This window comes from Aeoliella fuhlenseeensis, assembly GCF_052161615.1.
GTDB lineage: Bacteria > Planctomycetota > Planctomycetia > Pirellulales > Lacipirellulaceae > Aeoliella.
The window spans coordinates 5,290,772-5,306,411 of the sequence record NZ_CP197417.1; the positions used below are offsets into that span (position 1 = coordinate 5,290,772).

Consider the following 15,640-nt stretch of genomic DNA (forward strand, 5'->3'; position numbering starts at 1 on the left):
AGAGGGGAGTATAAAGCCATGTCCACTAGTGCAATACCGCTGGATGTCGACGCCGCCGAAGAGCTACTGCTGCGTCTCTTGGCCGTCGAAGGTGTTACGGGCCACGAGGCGGCCATCGCCGCCGCCGTGTGCGAGGAACTAGCGGCGGTGGGCGTTCCCACGTCCGCCAGGCGGTACGACACGGTGCACGAGCGAATCCCGCTGCCAACCGAGTGTGGCAATCTCTTCGTCGACTTGCCTGGCACACGCTCGGGCGAGCGGCGGTTGTTCTCCACGCACCTCGACACCGTGCCGCTGTGCGCCGGTGCCAAGCCTCGCCGCGAGGGGCAGCGCATCGTGGGCGATGGCACCACGGCCCTGGGTGGCGACAACCGTACCGGCTGCGCCGTGCTGATCGCGATGGCGGGCACGCTGCTGAAACACAAGCTACCGCATCCACCCATCACGCTGCTTTTTACCGTTCGCGAAGAGAGTGGCCTGCATGGTGCCCGCGAGTTGGACGCCAAGGACCTGGGGGGCGCGACCATGTGTTTCAACGTCGATAGCACGCACGCCGGGCTACTGACCATTGGCGCGGTCGGGCAGGTGAACTGGGAGGTCGAGATCAAAGGCAAGGCCGCTCACGCGGGCGTAGCCCCCGAGAAAGGAATCTCGTCGACGCTGGTCGCCTCGATCGCGCTGGCCGAAGCCCATCGTAGCGGATGGTTCGGCAAAGTCGTGAAGCCCGAGGGCAAAGGATCGAGCAACCCTGGTGTGTTCGGTGGCAAAGCGGGCAAGGCCGCGGGCGATGCCACGAACGTAGTGACCGACTACGTTCATGTTGTCGGCGAGGCTCGCAGTCTCGACACCGAGTTCGCCGCGACCATTGCCGCTGCCTACGGCGAAGCCTTCGCCAAAGCCCAGGCCGAGGTCACCGACGACACGGGCGGAATGGCGGAGGTCAACTTCCAAAGCCGCGCGTCGTATCCGTCGTTCGAGCTGGACGCGAATTCGCCCGCCGTCGAGTACGCAAAGCGGGCGGCCACGTTGATTGGGCTCACCCCCACCACGATGCTCTCGAATGGCGGACTCGATGCCAACTGGCTCGTGAAGCATGGCGTACCGACCGTGACCTTCGGCGCGGGCCAAGCAGAGATTCACACCGTGAAGGAGTACGTCGAACTCTCCGAGTTTGCCGAGGGATGCCGAATGGCGGTGGCGCTGGCGACGCTGGAAGATTAAAGAGACCAAGGGCTAAGCCGCGAGCGGCATCGCCTATGGTTTCTTGCGGCGACGAAGGTAGCGTCCCACGCGATTGAGCTGTTGCTGTTGCCAGCCAAGCCATTCCGATAGCGTGCGATATAACGTCGCTCCGACCAGCGACCCTAGCGCAATCGACGTGAAGACAAACAGCATCGCCACCAGGCCATCGATGCCCGCCGCGCGGTCGCTGAGCATCTGCTTGACGCTCAACAGTCCCAGCGCACCGGGCACGAGCAGCCAGAAGCTCGGCAGGAACGTCACCATCGCCGGTGGGCCATTGAGCCTTAGCTGAATCAGGTACGCCATCGGCGTGGCCACCAGCATGCCCAGGAAAGCACTTCCCCCCATGCCCACGGCCCCGCCGGCGAGTTGCTGTGTCCCAAACACCAGCACCAACACGAGCAGCAACCATCCCAACGACTTTTTGGGAGCCGAGAAATGGAGGTACGCACCGATGCCGAAGACTAACGCCCCCACCCACTTTGCTCCCAGTCGCCAATGCTCGTCGATGTTCTCGTCAGAAGCTTCGAGCAAGTCGGCGGGTTGGTAACCAACGAGCATCGCGCCCGCCACGAGCCCCAGCACCAGCAGGATCAGTTGCACCAAGCCCGTCACGAGTCGGCTCGAACCACTGACCATGTCGCCGTACGCTAGCTCGACCATGCCCAGTGTCAGCATCGCCCCGGGTAGGAACGTGATCAGCGGCGGAACCAGCGCATGCAGCGGCTCGACCGGCAGGCCATACTTCATGGCCGAGAATACCAAGCTCGACACCAGCGTGGCCGCCACCACGGACAGCGGCACCGCCAGCACGGGGCGATTGCGATTGAGCACCCGCAGCACGCCGACGATGGTCCCCAAGATCGCGGCGGCAATCAGGTTGTCCTCGGTCGGCATGAACAGCATCGCCACGCCGACCGTGAGAATCGTATGCCCCAGGACGACGATGGCCGCGCCGAAGCGCGGCGGCTTCGCGAGGATCTCTTTCAGTTCCTTCAGCCCCTGCCGAGCCGTCATCTGCCCCTTCTTGGTGGCATCACCCAGGTTGTAAACATCCGCGATCTGATCGAGCCGCAGCGACTCCGTCGGCCCCTCCGCCATCGTGGTATGCTCGCCATCGTCATCGTGGACGCAAATGAAAATGGCCGTGGGAAACACAATCGCCCGCGGCCGATGCAAGCCGTACGCGAGCGCGGCGCGGCGGAGCAAATGCTCGACCTCGGCGGTCTGCTCGCCACACGCCAAATGGGCTTGCGCGAGTTGCAGCAGGTACGCAAGCACCACTTGGCACTCGGAATCGCTCGACGAGTCCTTCACCCTGGCACCCCACCCTGTTAAGAACCCCGTTACGGACCAAACGGTAGATCGAACCCATACCACACGAAGAACAGCGCCACCCATGCCAACATCGTCGCCACGCTGTAAGGCAGCATCATGGCGATGATCGACCCCACGCCGGCGTCCTTCTGCCACCGCTGCGCAAAGCCCACCACCAGCGCGAAGTGAGGCAGCAGCGGATTCACGACGTTCGACGGCGAGTCGCTCACACGATACGCCGCGAGCACCACGTCGGGGTCGACACCCAGCTTGATAAACAGCGGCACAAACACCGGGGCAAGAATCGCCCACTTCGGCAAGATGTTCGGCACCGGAAAGCTCATCAAGAACCCGATCACGATGAACGCCAGCAGCAACGTGTAGCTGTTGAGCTCGGCGTCCTTCAAAATCCCCGCCAGATGCACCGCTAGGATCGTCCCCATGTTGCTGTAATTAAAGTACGCAACGAACTGGCTGATGATGAAGAACAGGAACAACAGCCCACCGAGGTCCGACAGCGTCTTGGTGATCGCATCGATCGCGTCGTCCGCCGACCGCAGCGTCCTTGCCGCGTACCCATACGCGAGCCCCGCCACCAAGAACGACGACATGATCAGAAACACCAAGCTGTCCATGAACGGCGAGTTGCCCAGGATCGCACCGGTGTCGGGATTACGCAGCGGCGCACTCGCGGGCACCGTCAGCCAGAGTATCAGCGCCACGAACAACGCCGTCGCCACGCCGGCGAACCACAGCCCACGCGTCTCGTCTTTGCTCAGCCCCTCGGACTCCGCCGGCGGTGCGTCCCCCTCGTACTTGCCGAGGCGGGGCTCGACGATCTTCGACGAAATGAGCGTGCAGACGACAATCAGCACGATGCTCGATGCGATACCGAAGTAAAAGTTCGCGGTGAGCTCGATGTTCCGCCCAGGATCGACGATGTGGATCGCGTCGTTGGTCATCTCGGCCAGGATGCCATCGATCGGCTTCACCAGCACGTTCGCCCCGAACGCCGCGGCGACGCCCGCAAACGCCGCCGCCAGTCCCGCGAGCGGGTGCCGGCCCAGGCTGTGAAACGCCACCGCACCAAGCGGTATGAGCACCAGGTAGCCAGCGTCCGACGCGATGCTCGACAGCACGCCGAGCGTGACGACGATCGCCGTGATCGAACTCCGCGGCGCGATCACCACCACTTGGCGAATCACCGCTTGGATCAACCCCGATCGCTCGGCCACCCCGATGCCAATCATCGCCACGATGATGATGCCCACCGGCCCGAAGTTGATGAAGTTGCGAACCACCGACGTGAAGATGAACCGAATGCCATCCGCGGCGAGCAAACTTCGGGCGACCGTCTGGGCCTCTTCGAGTTCCAGCGTCTCGGGGTTCACTCGCGTGTAGCTGACGCTCGCCCCCATCGACGCCAGCACCTGCGACAGCACGATGACCACCGCCGACAGTGCGAGAAACAGAATCGCCGGATGCGGCACGCGATTGCCCCACCGTTCGATGGCACCCAGAACCCGCGCAAACACCGTGGGCGACGCACCACCACCCGGCTGAGACATACCTAGCGCCTTTCGACCAAACCGACCAGACCAACTGCCAAAGCAGCCCTATCATACCGTTCGCGAAGGTGCCTGGAACTAGCGAAACGCCTCGTATAGCGTGTTCAATCGTCATATTCGGCACGTCCCGAATCCCTGCGATCAATTCGCAACCCGATTCCGCCACCGCGCGGGCGGAGCGTGTTATTCTTGACTTTGCATTCGGGGCTGCCTCTAATTCAGTCGGGTTTTTGCGGCGTTTTCTGGGGGCAGCGAACGCCAAGCGGGGCACCGCGCCAGCACGCGGCGTGGACCCCACACTCACATCCAGCGACGACAGGCAGTCATGAAAACTCTCCCCTCTCTTTCGATCGCTTTGGTGCTCGTGGCGATTGCGCACTCCACCGCCGCGGTCGCCCAAGAAACCGGCGACGTCGCTGCCATCCGCGCTGCGGGCAAGGCCTACGTCGATGCCTCGAAGCGGGGCGACGCCGCCAAGCTGCAAACCCTGTGGACCCCCGATGGCGATTACATCGACGCCGCGGGCACGAAGTTCAAGGTCAAAGGCCTGCTCGCCCTGGCGTCCGCGCAAGGCAAGCCGAATCCCGAAGTGATCGAAATCCCCCAGTGGGAAAGCACCATCCGTCTCATCACCCCCTCCGTGGCCATCGAGGATGGCGAATACCCCGATGTCGACAGTCCCGACGGGCGTTCGCTCAGCAGTCGCTTCACAGCCGTGTGGGTGAACCGCGATGGCCAGTGGTTGCTCGACAGCCTTCGCGAGGCCACTAGCGAAACCGATGGCATTGAGCCCGAGTTGCACCAACTCGATTGGCTCGTTGGCGAGTGGGCAGGTAAGTCGGGCCCCATTGAAATCGTCGCCTCGAACGAATTTAGCGAAGACGGCCACTACCTGCTGCGGTCGTTCCTGATCAGCGCACCAGGCCGCGAACCGATCACGGCAAACGAGCGGATCAAATGGGACCCCGCCCTGAAGAAGTTCCACTCGTGGGTCTTCGACTCCAATGGTGGCACCGGCGAGGGCATCTGGACGAAGGACGGCGACACCTGGCGCGTCGACCTCACCGCCACGCTCCCTACCGGCGAAGAGCTCACCACCCAAAGCAGCTACAGCCCCACCAAAAACGGCGGCATCCTCTGGAAGTCGACTCCCACCCGCGCGGGCGGCGAAGCACTCCCCACGCAGCAACTCGAGTTCAAGCGCGCCAGCGAGTAATCCAACCAATCACTTCGGTCAGCATTCGGGTCACGAGACCTAACTTGGAGCCAACCGTGTTCACCACAACTTTCCGCTCGCTGTTCTGCGTGTCGTCGTTGCTTCTGGCGAGCTTCGCCCTAACGGCGAGCGGGCAAGATTCGCCCCCGATGACGCATCCTTCGGATGTCGCCGAGGGTGGCGTCCTGCAAAGCCCCGAGTGGCTCGCTATGCAGAGCGACTTCCAGCAATGGCTCTCCGTGCAGCAGATCTACTCCACCGAGGAAATGACCGCGATCGTCAACGATCTCAACCAGCGGGCACTCTCGATGTCCGAAAGCGAGCGCAAGGAACTGCTCGCCGACATGCAGGAGCGACTCAAGGTCCTCATGAGCCCCCAAGCGAATGAAGCTCGGCAGTGGGTGTCGCAGTTCCGCGCAACCGCTGCCAACGCCGACGAGCGCCTCCAGGGCAAGCGACCCGACGTGATGAGCATGTCGGCACAAGAGATTCGCGACCAGCTCGGCAACTTCGACCGCGACCGTCGCCGCGAAGCCCAGGCCCAAGCCGCTTTCGAGCGCACGCGAAGCCTGCAAGCTACGAAGGCCCAGAACATCCACGCCCAGCAGCAGCAGTCGATGCAGCAGTTTACCGACGCACGAAGCCGTGCCGCGACCACGCAGGTTCGCAGCCCCTACGCCCCGCGTCCCCAGGACCTACCCAACTACACCGACTTCGACGCCGTGGGCAACTCGATGCGCATGGCCCCCATGCATTCCCTCACCCCCTGGGGTGCTCCCATCCGCTGGAACCCCTTCTACGGCTACTGGTGGTAACCCGGTGTTGCGTGCAGCGTTCAACTAAGAATTAGTCGCGGACCTTCACGGATTTGAACGGATTCTCGCGGATAGCTCCAAGAAATCCGCGACCATCCTGCCACACCCGCGTTCATCCGCGACTGATTCTTAACTCGGAGCAGGGGCAGACCCTTCCTCCACTCCGTAGAAAATCGCATACACCACCGGCGTTACGATCAGCGACAGCACTGCCGCGAACGACAGGCCGAACATGATGCACACGGCCATCGCTCCGAAGAACGGGTCCTTCACCAGCGGTATCATGCCGAGCACCGTGGTCAGCGCCACCATGCACACGGGCCGCATCTTCGCTACGCCGCCGTCGATGATCGCCTGATAGGGCGTCTTCCCTTTCGCCGACTCGCTGCGAATTTTGCTCAGCACGACGATCTGGTTCTTGATCTGCTCGCCACCCAGCGCCAGCACGCCCAGAAGCGCCATGAACCCAAACGGCTGGCCGGTGAGCAAAAGCCCCGTCGTCACGCCAATGATCGCCAGCGGCATGATCAACCAGATGAGCGTCGTGGTCCGCAGCGAATTGAACAAGCACACCACGATGAACACCATCAACGCCAGCACCGCCGGCAGCGGTTTCACGAGCCCCGCCCGCGCCCTGCTCGAGTCCTCGTGCTCGCCACCCCACTCCATCGTGTAACCCTCGGGAAGCTCAATCGCTTCGATCCCGTCGCGAACTCGCGCGAACAACTCACTCGGCAGCCCCACCCGCGGATCGGCGTGCACGGTCACCGTCGCCGCGCGATTTCGCCGGGCGATCACGGGATTTTCCCACACCACTTCCGATCCCGAAGTGACCTGGCTCAGCGGAATCATCCGCCCCGCCACCGGGCTCCAAATCATCAAACTGTTCAGCCTCCCCACGTCCGCACGCTCGTCGAGTGGCGGGCGGGCAATGATCGGCAGCAGTCGCGACTCTTGCGGGAACATCCCCGTCTCGGCGTAGCCCGGCTCGCGATAGATACCTACCGGCCGCCCTTCAAAACTACCCTGCAGAGCCTGCGAAACTTCAACGCGCGAGATTCCATTCCGCCGAGCTTGAAACTCCAAAAGCTCGGGCCGAATCGCTTTAACCTGCTCGCGCCAGTCGTCCCGCACGCCGAGCGCGTTGCCATCGTTCTCCAGAACCAGCTTCGCCTCGTCGGCGAGTCGCCTCAGCGTTGCTAGGTCCGGCCCGCGGAATCGCGCTTGAATACGCCCACCGGCCCCTGGACCCAAAAGAAACCGCTTGGCAATCGCGTTGGCACCGGGGTGCTCTTCGTCCAAGTACTTCTGAACCAAAGGCACCAACGTGTCGATCTCGCGCCAGTCGTCCACGTCTACCAGGAACTGCACGAAGGCCGGATTCTCCATCTCGGGTGAATACACCAGCAGGAATCGCAGCCCGCCGCCGCCGATGAACGACGTGACGTGCGTCACGTGCTTCTGCTCCTGGATGTACTTCTGCACTTCGGAAGCAAACGCCTCGGTTTCACGAATGTGCGTCGCCGCGGGCAGGTAAACGTCGACCATGAATTGCGGCCGCGTCGCCGGCGGGAAGAAACTCTGCTTCACCGCCCCGAACCCATAAATCGCCGCCACGAACGCCACCACCGCCATCACGACCACGGCCCAGCGAAAACGGAGCGCCGTCACCAGCAGCCGGCGATAAACGCGAAACGGCAAGCTGCTGTACTCCTCTTTTCGCTCACTCGCTTCCCCCGCCGCGGGCTTGAACATCAAGTAACTCAACAGCGGCGTCACCGTCACCGACGAAATCCAGCTCAGCGTCAGCGCAATCAGGATCACCCAGAACAGCGAGTTGCAGTACTCGCCCGTCGCGTCGTCCGACAACCCGATGGCCGCGAACGCAATCACGCCAATCGCCGTCGCCCCGAACAGCGGCCACTGATTCTCGGCCACCGTTTCGCGGACCACTTGCAGCTTGTCCTTGCCCGACTCGATGCCGACTTTGATCCCCTCGATCACGATGATCGCATTATCGGTCAGCATGCAGAGCGCGATGATCAGGGCCCCGAGCGAAATCCGCTCCATCAGCAGATCGCCCTTCATGTACATCACGAAGAACGTCGCCATGATCGTCAGGAACAGCACCACACCGATGATAAAACCCGTTCGCATGCCCATCGCCAGCGACAACACGACCAGCACGATCGAAACGGCTTTGATCAAGTTGAAAATAAAATCGCTGGTCGCCGCCGACACTGCCTCGGGCTGGAAGTTGATCTCGCCAATCTCCATGCCGATTGGCTGGAACTGCTCGAGCTCCGCCAGCTTCTTGCGAATCCCCTCCCCCATCGTCACCACGTTGCCGCCGCCGACCGTCGAGATGCCAAGCCCCACTGCCGGCGCACCATCGTAGCGCAATAGTCGGCGTGGCGGGTCGAGTTCGCTCCGTTCGAGGCTCGCCACGTCGCGCAGGAACATTTGCCGCCCCGACGCGTCGCTGCCAATCACTAGGTCGAGCATCTCCTCGGCCGATTCAAACCCACCTGTCGGATCGAGCGGTAAATGCTGCGAGCCGACTTGAATCCGCCCGCCGTCCGCCGCGATGTTTCGCTCGCGAAGTTTCGCGTAGATCTGCTCTTCGTTGATGCCGAGCTGCGCGAGTCGCTCTCGCGAGATTTCGAGATACACCACTTCCTGCTGCGCCGCGAACAGCTCGATGCTCTTCACCCCCGGCACTTGCAACAGCTGCCGACGCAGGAACTCGGCATAGCGACGCACCTCGGGCTGCGTGTAACCATCGCCGGTGATGGCGAAGAAAATGCCAAACACGTCGCCGAAATCGTCGACCACCATCGTCTGCCCGCGTGCCGACGGCGGCAGCTGCGGCTGCACATCCGCAATCTTTCGGCGGAGCTCGTCCCACACCTGCGGGATGGCGTCCTTGTGATACTGGTCTTTGATGATCGCCGACACCACCGAACGCCCACGCATCGACTCCGACGTCACTCGGTCGAGCTGTCCAAGCTGCTGCACCGCCGCTTCGATCGGATTGGTGACTTCCTGCGCCACTTCCTCGGCACTCGCGCCGGGATAGGGCGTGATGATCAGCGCTTCTTTGATCGTGAACTCGGGATCTTCGAGGCGTCCCATCTGCTGGTACGCCACGATGCCACCCGCGAGCAGTAGCGCCATCGCGGCGAAGACCACCCGATTGTAATGGACCGAAAGGATGCCGGGGTTCATAGCCGAACCCCTCCGAGGGCGTCGCCCAGATCGCGAACCTTGGTTCCCTCGCGAAGCCCGTTGGCTCCGGCCACCGCAATCCGAACGCCTGGCTCCAAGCCTTCGACAATTTCAATCTGCCCACCCGATGGCTCGCCCAGCTTCACCACTTGTCGCCGCGTGGTCGAGTTGTTGTCGATCGTCCACACCGCCGCTTCGCCATCGGCACTACTCACCACCGCGGCCACCGGCACCATGATTCGCTCGCCGAGCACCTTCGCCCGGCGGAAGTTCATCGTCACCCGCGCCGTCATGCCAGGGAGCGCGCGAACTCCGTCTGGAACTTGCATCGCTGCCCGGACGCGAAATGTCTGCGTCGTCGGATCGGCCACCTGCGCCATCTCGCGAATCACCACCGGAAACTGTACGCCCGGCGCACTACTTAGCTCGGCCAGCGTTTCCACGACATCCGACGAACTCAAGTCCGCCGCCATCACGACTTCCGGAACGTCGATCACGATCTCAATCTCTTCGACATCCTGAAACCGCACGACCGGCTCCTTGGCCCGCACGTTTTGCCCTTCTTCGACAAACCGCTGAGCAATCACGCCGTCGTAAGGAGCGGTGAGCGTCGCGTCGGAGAGCTGAATGTTCGCCTCAACGACTTGTGCCTCGAGCCCACGAACCGAAGCCTCTTGAGCCAGGATGTCTTCCTCGCGGCCAACGGTCCCCTTCTCCAGCAGCTGCTTCGCCGCCTCGTACTCTTCCTGCGCCACTTCGTACTGCGTGCGTACCGAGTCGTATTCCAGTTCCGATACGGCCCGGCGTGCCACCAGAGGCTCGGTCCGCTGCAAATTCGCGCGAGCATTGGCGAGCCGCGACTGAGCCTGCCGCACCAGCGACTCCCGGCGAAGCTGCTCCTCACGCCGCTCCCCCGCCCGCAAGGCAACGAGCGTCACCCGCGCTTGATCGAGTTGCGACTGCAACGAGTCGAGCCGCGTTTGGAACTCATCGGTGCGAAGCTGAGCAATCAAATCCCCCTTCGCCACCCGCTGCCCTTCCTTGATAGGTAGACTCGCCAGGAGCCCCGACACCTGAAACGCCAGCTCAACCCGCCGCGACGCCTCGACGGTCCCCGAGAAGATCCGCGCCTGCGTCTCACTCCCCGGCACCACCACCAACGTCTTCACCGGCCGCACCACCTCGGTGCGAGCAGCCGGCGGCTCGTCGCACCCCGCGATCACGCACACCGCTAGCATCGCACTAGGCCAAACACCCAAAGCGCGGAGGCCGCACCGCCATCCAACGTCCATAGCATCCTCTTCCCGTTGCAAGAACCCAAACCGCACCCCCACATGCAGCGGGGATTATAGGCCACAACCCCGTAGGGTGGGTAGTTCTGCTGGCGAAGGGAAATGTGCCATCGCGAAAGCACAATCCGCCAGCAGATTTACCCACCGCGTTGCGTAGCGGTCAAAGGTGGGTGAACCTGTCGGCGTCGGAGTCCTAAGCGGCGTAACGTGCGATCTGCCGACAGAACCTCCCACCCTACGCCACTGGGAATGTCCCCAACCCTCTTGTCCCCTCTCCCCCAATTCGTTCGCGCGCACAACACACCACTCGCGATTCCCCGCGCCGCGAACGACTTGGGGGAGAGGGCTAGGGTGAGGGGGCCAGCCCTACGAGAACACTCTTGGGTGCCTGGGGACGAGTTCCACGAGCCCCCAGTTCTCGACAACGGTGGAGCTGCGTGTGTCGGGCTAAGGAATAGAACGCGGATGACGCGGATCGGGCAGGATGTTCGCGGATAAGAAGTAGTCGGTAAGATCCTCCACCCCCGTGTGAGCCGGGGCGTCCTCGCCCCCGGAAATGTGGGCCTGCTAGACGCCTCGCTACCAATTCGACTGTCACCAATCCAAGGTCGAGGACGGACAAGCTAACTATCCAAATCCCAACATCTGTTTTCGCAATTGGCGGACATCGAACCCTCCGCACCCGAATACCTCAGCTTGCCATCCTTCCATGGCCAATCGCCCGCCATGCTTGAAAAAATCGAGAAGCACCGGATAAGGATCTTCCAAACGATGCTGCGAAATCAGGTGAGGCGTCGAGTCCGTTAGTGCTTGCCAAAGGAGAAATCCTTCGCAAGCCCTGTGTTCAGCAGTCGAGGTGGCGAAATTACTGCGAAGCAGTACTGCCATGTCCGGCGAGCCGATGTCGGGTGCCAGCGCTTGGGCGATGTTAATGGGTGGAAAGAAGTCGAGCATTCTCAACTTCTCCGCCCAACTCGTCTCAATCTCAAAGTATTTCTTGGCGAGTGCGAGACAGACTTGGGCATCCCGGAGCCCATCGTAAGGCCGGAGCGAAAGGAGAAGGTCAATTGGCTTACCCATCGAGCCCACCATTATGTCCTTAGTTGTTCGGGTGGCTGGGGACGAGCCCGGCGAGCCTCCAGTTCTCAAGTCAAGAAAACGCTCACTATATCAGCCGATGTCGCAGCTTTGTCTACTCTTTTGACGAGTTCTTCATAGCCGGAAGCTTGATACATACCAGGGTACAGAGAGAGAAACTCAATCGCGCGGCTACGCATGGAGTCGAGGTCATATTCCGCAAGCTTCTCAGCGTCTTGGATTTCGACTTCGACCATACCGCCAAACAATTTGGCGATGATCGGTACCTTCACAAGGCGAGCCGACCGTACTACTACGCAGACGCCGTTAGAGTCAACGATTTCCAGGTCGTTATACCAGCCCAATGCGTATTCGTGCTTCATAACGCGAAGCAACGACTCGTAGAGAGAATAGGGCCTCACTCCAACGGGAGTGAATGCAAGCACCGGAAATGTCAAAGTTGCGACCGGATTCATGTAACCTGATTCAAACGCGCAGAAGATCGGAACACCATATTTTATCTTTGTCGTAGTCCGTAGGGTGGGCAGTTCTGCTGGCGAAGTAACCCAAGCCATCGTGAAAGCCCCATCCGCCAGCAGGTTTACCCACCGCGTTCGGCAACGGTCAAAGGTGGGTGAACCTGTCGGCATCGGAGTTCAAGGTGACGCAAACCGCGATCTGCCGACAGAACCTCCCACCCTACGATCTATCCGCATTGGCCACTTCCATCCTCATCCGCGAACATCCTGCCCAATCCGCGCAAATCCGCGACTAATTCTTCTCCACCCATCGCAAGCTGGAAGCTTACGCCACACTACACCCCCACCACCTGCACCGACACCTCCATCCGATCAAACGCATCGGACGCCCCCTCCCAAGTCCCCGAGAGCGGCGACGCTTGGTCCTGTTCGCGGGCGACGGCGACCGAGACGTGCTCTTGGCCGACCTGCTTGTTGTTCGTGGGGTCGTAGCCTCGCCAGCCGGCGCCGGGCAGGTAGATCTCGGTCCACGCGTGCGTCGCCCCGTGCTGGCCCTCGGCCATCTGGATGTAGCCCGTCACAAACCGCGCGGCAAACCCCCAGTGCCGCGCCGCCTCCATCATGAAAACCGCGTAGTCGCGGCACGAGCCGGTACCGAGCGCGAGCGTGGTGCACGGAAGCTGCACGCCGTACTCGGGTCGATAGCGATACTCGAACGCCTCGAAGATCCGCGTGTTGAGCCGGTCGAGCAGGTCCGAAGTGTTTGCCATCTGCCCTGGTTGATAGAGGTCGAGCAGCCACCGCTTCACCGCCGGCCCGTCATGCGGATAGCTCGGCAGGCGATAGGGAATGATCTCCACCTGCTCGTTCGATGCGTACGAGAAGGGATACGCGGCCGCCAGCGGATCGAGCAGCGACTCGACCGGGCTGTCGTCGTACAGCGCGACGGTGATATCGCTGTGCAGCCGAAACTTGTCCGTCGGCTCCGCGAACTTCATCACGGCGATCGAGTTGCCATAAATGTCACGCAGCCAACTGAGGTTCGGCGTCGGCTCGATCTCAAGATGCGCCCGCTCGATGTGCAAGTCGTGCCCCTCTCGCGGTCGAAACAGCGCGCGGTGCGTCCCCAGCTTCACGGGCGAGTGGTAGTGGTATTCGGTCGTATGCAGGATGTTGAGCAGTTTCATAGCCCAGCATTCTAACACCGGCGGCCGGTCCCCAAATCCCAGGCAAAAACAAATTCGCCTTTCGCCAAAAAAGTGACTTGAAAGTACCCGCGCATCTGCTCCAATCAGGGCCCGGGAACGTCTGTACCTACTCACCTACTCACCTACTCACCTACTCACCGCGACCATCGGCACCAATCCTCCGATTAGTGTACGCAATAATACCATTTGCTTAAAATGTTTCACGTGAAACATTTTCGCTAAAGCGGAGCCGCCGACTTGCCGAGCGTCGCCGACGTTCGACAACCCGCTCGCGATGGATTAGCTTTACGCCAGCGGACTCGGCGATCTGGTTTTGCAGGGTCCTGCGATCCCGCACCGATCGTGAATTACCGCCATGAACCCCAGCCCGCCCGAACCGTTCGTCTCCACCGGCCAGCTCCCCCCTGACACCCTGGTGACGCAGCTCGTCGCCGAGGCGTACGAGCAGTTCAAAACGGACACCGACGGGAAAAACGCCGAGGTCTACCCCGCCCTCGCCCGCGTGCCACGCGACCTGTTCGGCATCGCCATGGTCGGCACCAGTGGCAACGTCTACTCGGCCGGCGAGTCGGAATACGAGTTCGCCATCATGAGCGTCTCGAAACCGTTTGTACTCGCCCTGGTGTGCGAAGCGCTCGGCCCCGATCATGTCCGCGAATTCGTTGGCGTGAACGCAACCGGCAGGGCGTTCAATTCGCTCGAAGCAATCGAGCGCGGCCAGCAAGGTCGTACCAACCCGATGGTCAACTCCGGAGCCATCGCCACCACCAGCCTGGTGCCCGGGGATTCGCTCGAATCGCGTTGGCAGTGCATCCACCAAGGCCTATCAAAATTCGCCGGCCGCACGTTGGCGATGAACGACGAGGTTTATCAATCGGCGATGGAAACCAACCATCGCAACCAGGCGATCGCTCGGCTGCTTCACAGCTACGGCCGGCTGAAGGTCGACCCGGTGCAGGCGATCGATCTCTACACGCGGCAGTGTGCACTAAGCGTTTCGGCGCGGGACCTCGCGGTGATGGGGGCGACGCTCGCCGATGGTGGCGTGAATCCAATCACGCACGAGAGAGTTGTGGATCCACAAGTCTGCCATTACGTTCTGGCGGTCATGGCGACTGCGGGACTCTACGAGACCTCGGGGGACTGGCTCTACGAGATTGGCCTGCCAGGAAAAAGTGGTATCGGGGGCGGAATTGTCGCCGTCTCGCCGGGCAAAGGTGGCCTCGGCACGTTCGCCCCGCCGCTCGACGCCGCCGGCAACAGCGTCAAAGGCCAACTCGCCGCCAAGTTCCTGTCGCAACGCCTCGGCATGGACTTGTTCGTATCGCAGCACGTTGCGGTGGGAAAGTAACGATCGTACGGGCGGTAGCGGCCACTCCGCGGGTTTCTACGTAGGTGCTCTTGGGACAGCGCGCGCAATTCGTGTCCTAAGCTAGATGGTGGTCCATGGCGCAGGCTTGCGTCGTGCCGGACCATACGACTCGCCAGCTTGTAGAAACCGCACTGCCTCGATAGGCTGCGCAAACGCTGCGGGTGAACATTGCGGTAACGGGCCACGCGCCCATTCGACACACCCTTACGAAATGGAAACTTCCATGAACCTGCCTAACGATTCGGTTTCGTCCGACTTCCTGGCTGAGTTGAGCAACTTGCGTCGTCACTGGGGCTGGTTCCTGGCCCTTGGCATCGCGATGGTGGTGCTTGGTTTCTTCGCGGTTGGATGGGCTTGCGCCATCAAAGTGACCGTGGCCGCCACTTGGATCTTCGGCTTCTTCCTGCTCGCCACGGGCGTGGTTGAAGTGATCAACTCGTTCTGGGTAGGTAAGTGGAGCGGCATGCTGCTGCACTTGGTGATCGGTTTGCTCTACACGATTGTCGGCGTGATGGTGATCGACCAGCCAGAGGGCGCCGCGATCCAGCTAACCTTGCTGATTGCCATCTTCCTAATTTTCTCGGGCCTGATGCGCATTGTGTTTGCGATCATGCACGACATTCCGGCCCGTGGCTGGATCCTGCTCAACGGTGCCGTCACCTTCTTCCTGGGCATGTTGATCTACAAGCAGTGGCCTTTGTCGGGCCTGTGGGTGATCGGCATGTTCATCGGCATCGAGCTGATCTTCAACGGTTGGGCGTGGATCATGCTGGCCATTGGCCTGCATCGCCACCAGCCGATGAGCCATTCGAACGCATCGCTCTAA

The 15,640-nt window shown here is 61.7% G+C and carries 12 protein-coding genes; 5 read left to right on the plus strand and 7 right to left on the minus strand.

What is annotated here, in order from left to right; genetic code table 11:
- Window positions 1–18 precede the first annotated feature (18 nt).
- Window positions 19–1,221 carry a M20/M25/M40 family metallo-hydrolase gene (locus SH292x_RS20745; RefSeq protein WP_442482937.1) on the plus strand — a complete coding sequence of 401 codons (1,203 nt, stop codon included), beginning with the start codon at window positions 19–21 and terminating at the stop codon, window positions 1,219–1,221.
- 33 nt (window positions 1,222–1,254) lie between these two features.
- Here the strand turns inward: SH292x_RS20745 and SH292x_RS20750 are convergent, their stop codons facing one another.
- Together SH292x_RS20750 and SH292x_RS20755 are read right to left on the minus strand one after the other, a co-directional pair.
- Window positions 1,255–2,559, minus strand: coding sequence for a threonine/serine ThrE exporter family protein (locus SH292x_RS20750; protein ID WP_442482938.1), 1,305 nt, complete (start codon window positions 2,557–2,559; stop codon window positions 1,255–1,257).
- A 29-nt stretch (window positions 2,560–2,588) separates the two neighbouring features.
- Window positions 2,589–4,127 carry an AbgT family transporter gene (locus tag SH292x_RS20755; protein ID WP_442482939.1) on the minus strand — a complete coding sequence of 513 codons (1,539 nt, stop codon included), beginning with the start codon at window positions 4,125–4,127 and terminating at the stop codon, window positions 2,589–2,591.
- A gap of 325 nt (window positions 4,128–4,452) precedes the next feature.
- On the opposite strand from SH292x_RS20755, the gene SH292x_RS20760 reads away from it, so the two are divergent.
- Window positions 4,453–5,343: a DUF4440 domain-containing protein gene (locus tag SH292x_RS20760; protein ID WP_442482940.1), complete on the plus strand. Its 891-nt coding sequence runs from the start codon at window positions 4,453–4,455 to the stop codon at window positions 5,341–5,343.
- Window positions 5,344–5,399: 56 nt separating this feature from the next.
- Complete coding sequence (locus tag SH292x_RS20765; RefSeq protein WP_442482941.1) at window positions 5,400–6,158, plus strand: hypothetical protein; 759 nt, start codon at window positions 5,400–5,402, stop codon at window positions 6,156–6,158.
- Window positions 6,159–6,287: 129 nt separating this feature from the next.
- Here the strand turns inward: SH292x_RS20765 and SH292x_RS20770 are convergent, their stop codons facing one another.
- The 5 genes from SH292x_RS20770 to SH292x_RS20790 all read right to left on the minus strand — a co-directional run bounded on the left by SH292x_RS20770 (window position 6,288) and on the right by SH292x_RS20790 (window position 13,421).
- Window positions 6,288–9,386 (minus strand): efflux RND transporter permease subunit, encoded by a 3,099-nt coding sequence (locus SH292x_RS20770; protein WP_442482942.1) that lies wholly within the window; start codon window positions 9,384–9,386, stop codon window positions 6,288–6,290.
- Entirely contained in the window at window positions 9,383–10,678 is a 1,296-nt protein-coding gene (locus tag SH292x_RS20775; protein ID WP_442482943.1) for an efflux RND transporter periplasmic adaptor subunit, read from the minus strand. Before SH292x_RS20775 ends, SH292x_RS20770 begins: the two co-directional genes overlap by 4 nt.
- Window positions 10,679–11,305: 627 nt before the next feature.
- Window positions 11,306–11,758, minus strand: coding sequence for a hypothetical protein (locus tag SH292x_RS20780; protein ID WP_442482944.1), 453 nt, complete (start codon window positions 11,756–11,758; stop codon window positions 11,306–11,308).
- Between the two features lie 65 nt (window positions 11,759–11,823).
- On the minus strand, window positions 11,824–12,330 hold the full coding sequence (locus SH292x_RS20785) for a hypothetical protein (protein ID WP_442482945.1): 507 nt from the start codon (window positions 12,328–12,330) through the stop codon (window positions 11,824–11,826).
- A gap of 239 nt (window positions 12,331–12,569) precedes the next feature.
- The gene (locus SH292x_RS20790) at window positions 12,570–13,421 is read right to left on the minus strand and encodes a transglutaminase family protein (RefSeq protein WP_442482946.1); all 852 of its coding nucleotides are present in this window, start codon (window positions 13,419–13,421) and stop codon (window positions 12,570–12,572) included.
- 376 nt (window positions 13,422–13,797) lie between these two features.
- Here SH292x_RS20790 and glsA point away from each other — a divergent pair, with 376 nt between their 5' ends.
- Window positions 13,798–14,793 carry a glutaminase A gene (gene glsA / locus SH292x_RS20795; protein ID WP_442482947.1) on the plus strand — a complete coding sequence of 332 codons (996 nt, stop codon included), beginning with the start codon at window positions 13,798–13,800 and terminating at the stop codon, window positions 14,791–14,793.
- Window positions 14,794–15,037: 244 nt separating this feature from the next.
- Window positions 15,038–15,640 (plus strand): HdeD family acid-resistance protein, encoded by a 603-nt coding sequence (locus SH292x_RS20800; RefSeq protein ID WP_442482948.1) that lies wholly within the window; start codon window positions 15,038–15,040, stop codon window positions 15,638–15,640.

Excerpts from the sequence above, each read along its gene's own strand:
- SH292x_RS20790 (WP_442482946.1), bottom strand. The coding sequence starts at position 13,421 with ATGAAACTGCTCAACATCCTGCATACGACCGAATACCACTACCACTCG.
- SH292x_RS20800 (WP_442482948.1), top strand. The coding sequence starts at position 15,038 with ATGAACCTGCCTAACGATTCGGTTTCGTCCGACTTCCTGGCTGAGTTG.
- SH292x_RS20760 (WP_442482940.1), top strand. The coding sequence starts at position 4,453 with ATGAAAACTCTCCCCTCTCTTTCGATCGCTTTGGTGCTCGTGGCGATT.
- SH292x_RS20785 (WP_442482945.1), bottom strand. The coding sequence starts at position 12,330 with ATGGCTTGGGTTACTTCGCCAGCAGAACTGCCCACCCTACGGACTACG.
- SH292x_RS20770 (WP_442482942.1), bottom strand. The coding sequence starts at position 9,386 with ATGAACCCCGGCATCCTTTCGGTCCATTACAATCGGGTGGTCTTCGCC.
- SH292x_RS20745 (WP_442482937.1), top strand. The coding sequence starts at position 19 with ATGTCCACTAGTGCAATACCGCTGGATGTCGACGCCGCCGAAGAGCTA.
- SH292x_RS20775 (WP_442482943.1), bottom strand. The coding sequence starts at position 10,678 with ATGGACGTTGGATGGCGGTGCGGCCTCCGCGCTTTGGGTGTTTGGCCT.
- SH292x_RS20780 (WP_442482944.1), bottom strand. The coding sequence starts at position 11,758 with ATGGGTAAGCCAATTGACCTTCTCCTTTCGCTCCGGCCTTACGATGGG.
- glsA (WP_442482947.1), top strand. The coding sequence starts at position 13,798 with ATGAACCCCAGCCCGCCCGAACCGTTCGTCTCCACCGGCCAGCTCCCC.
- SH292x_RS20755 (WP_442482939.1), bottom strand. The coding sequence starts at position 4,127 with ATGTCTCAGCCGGGTGGTGGTGCGTCGCCCACGGTGTTTGCGCGGGTT.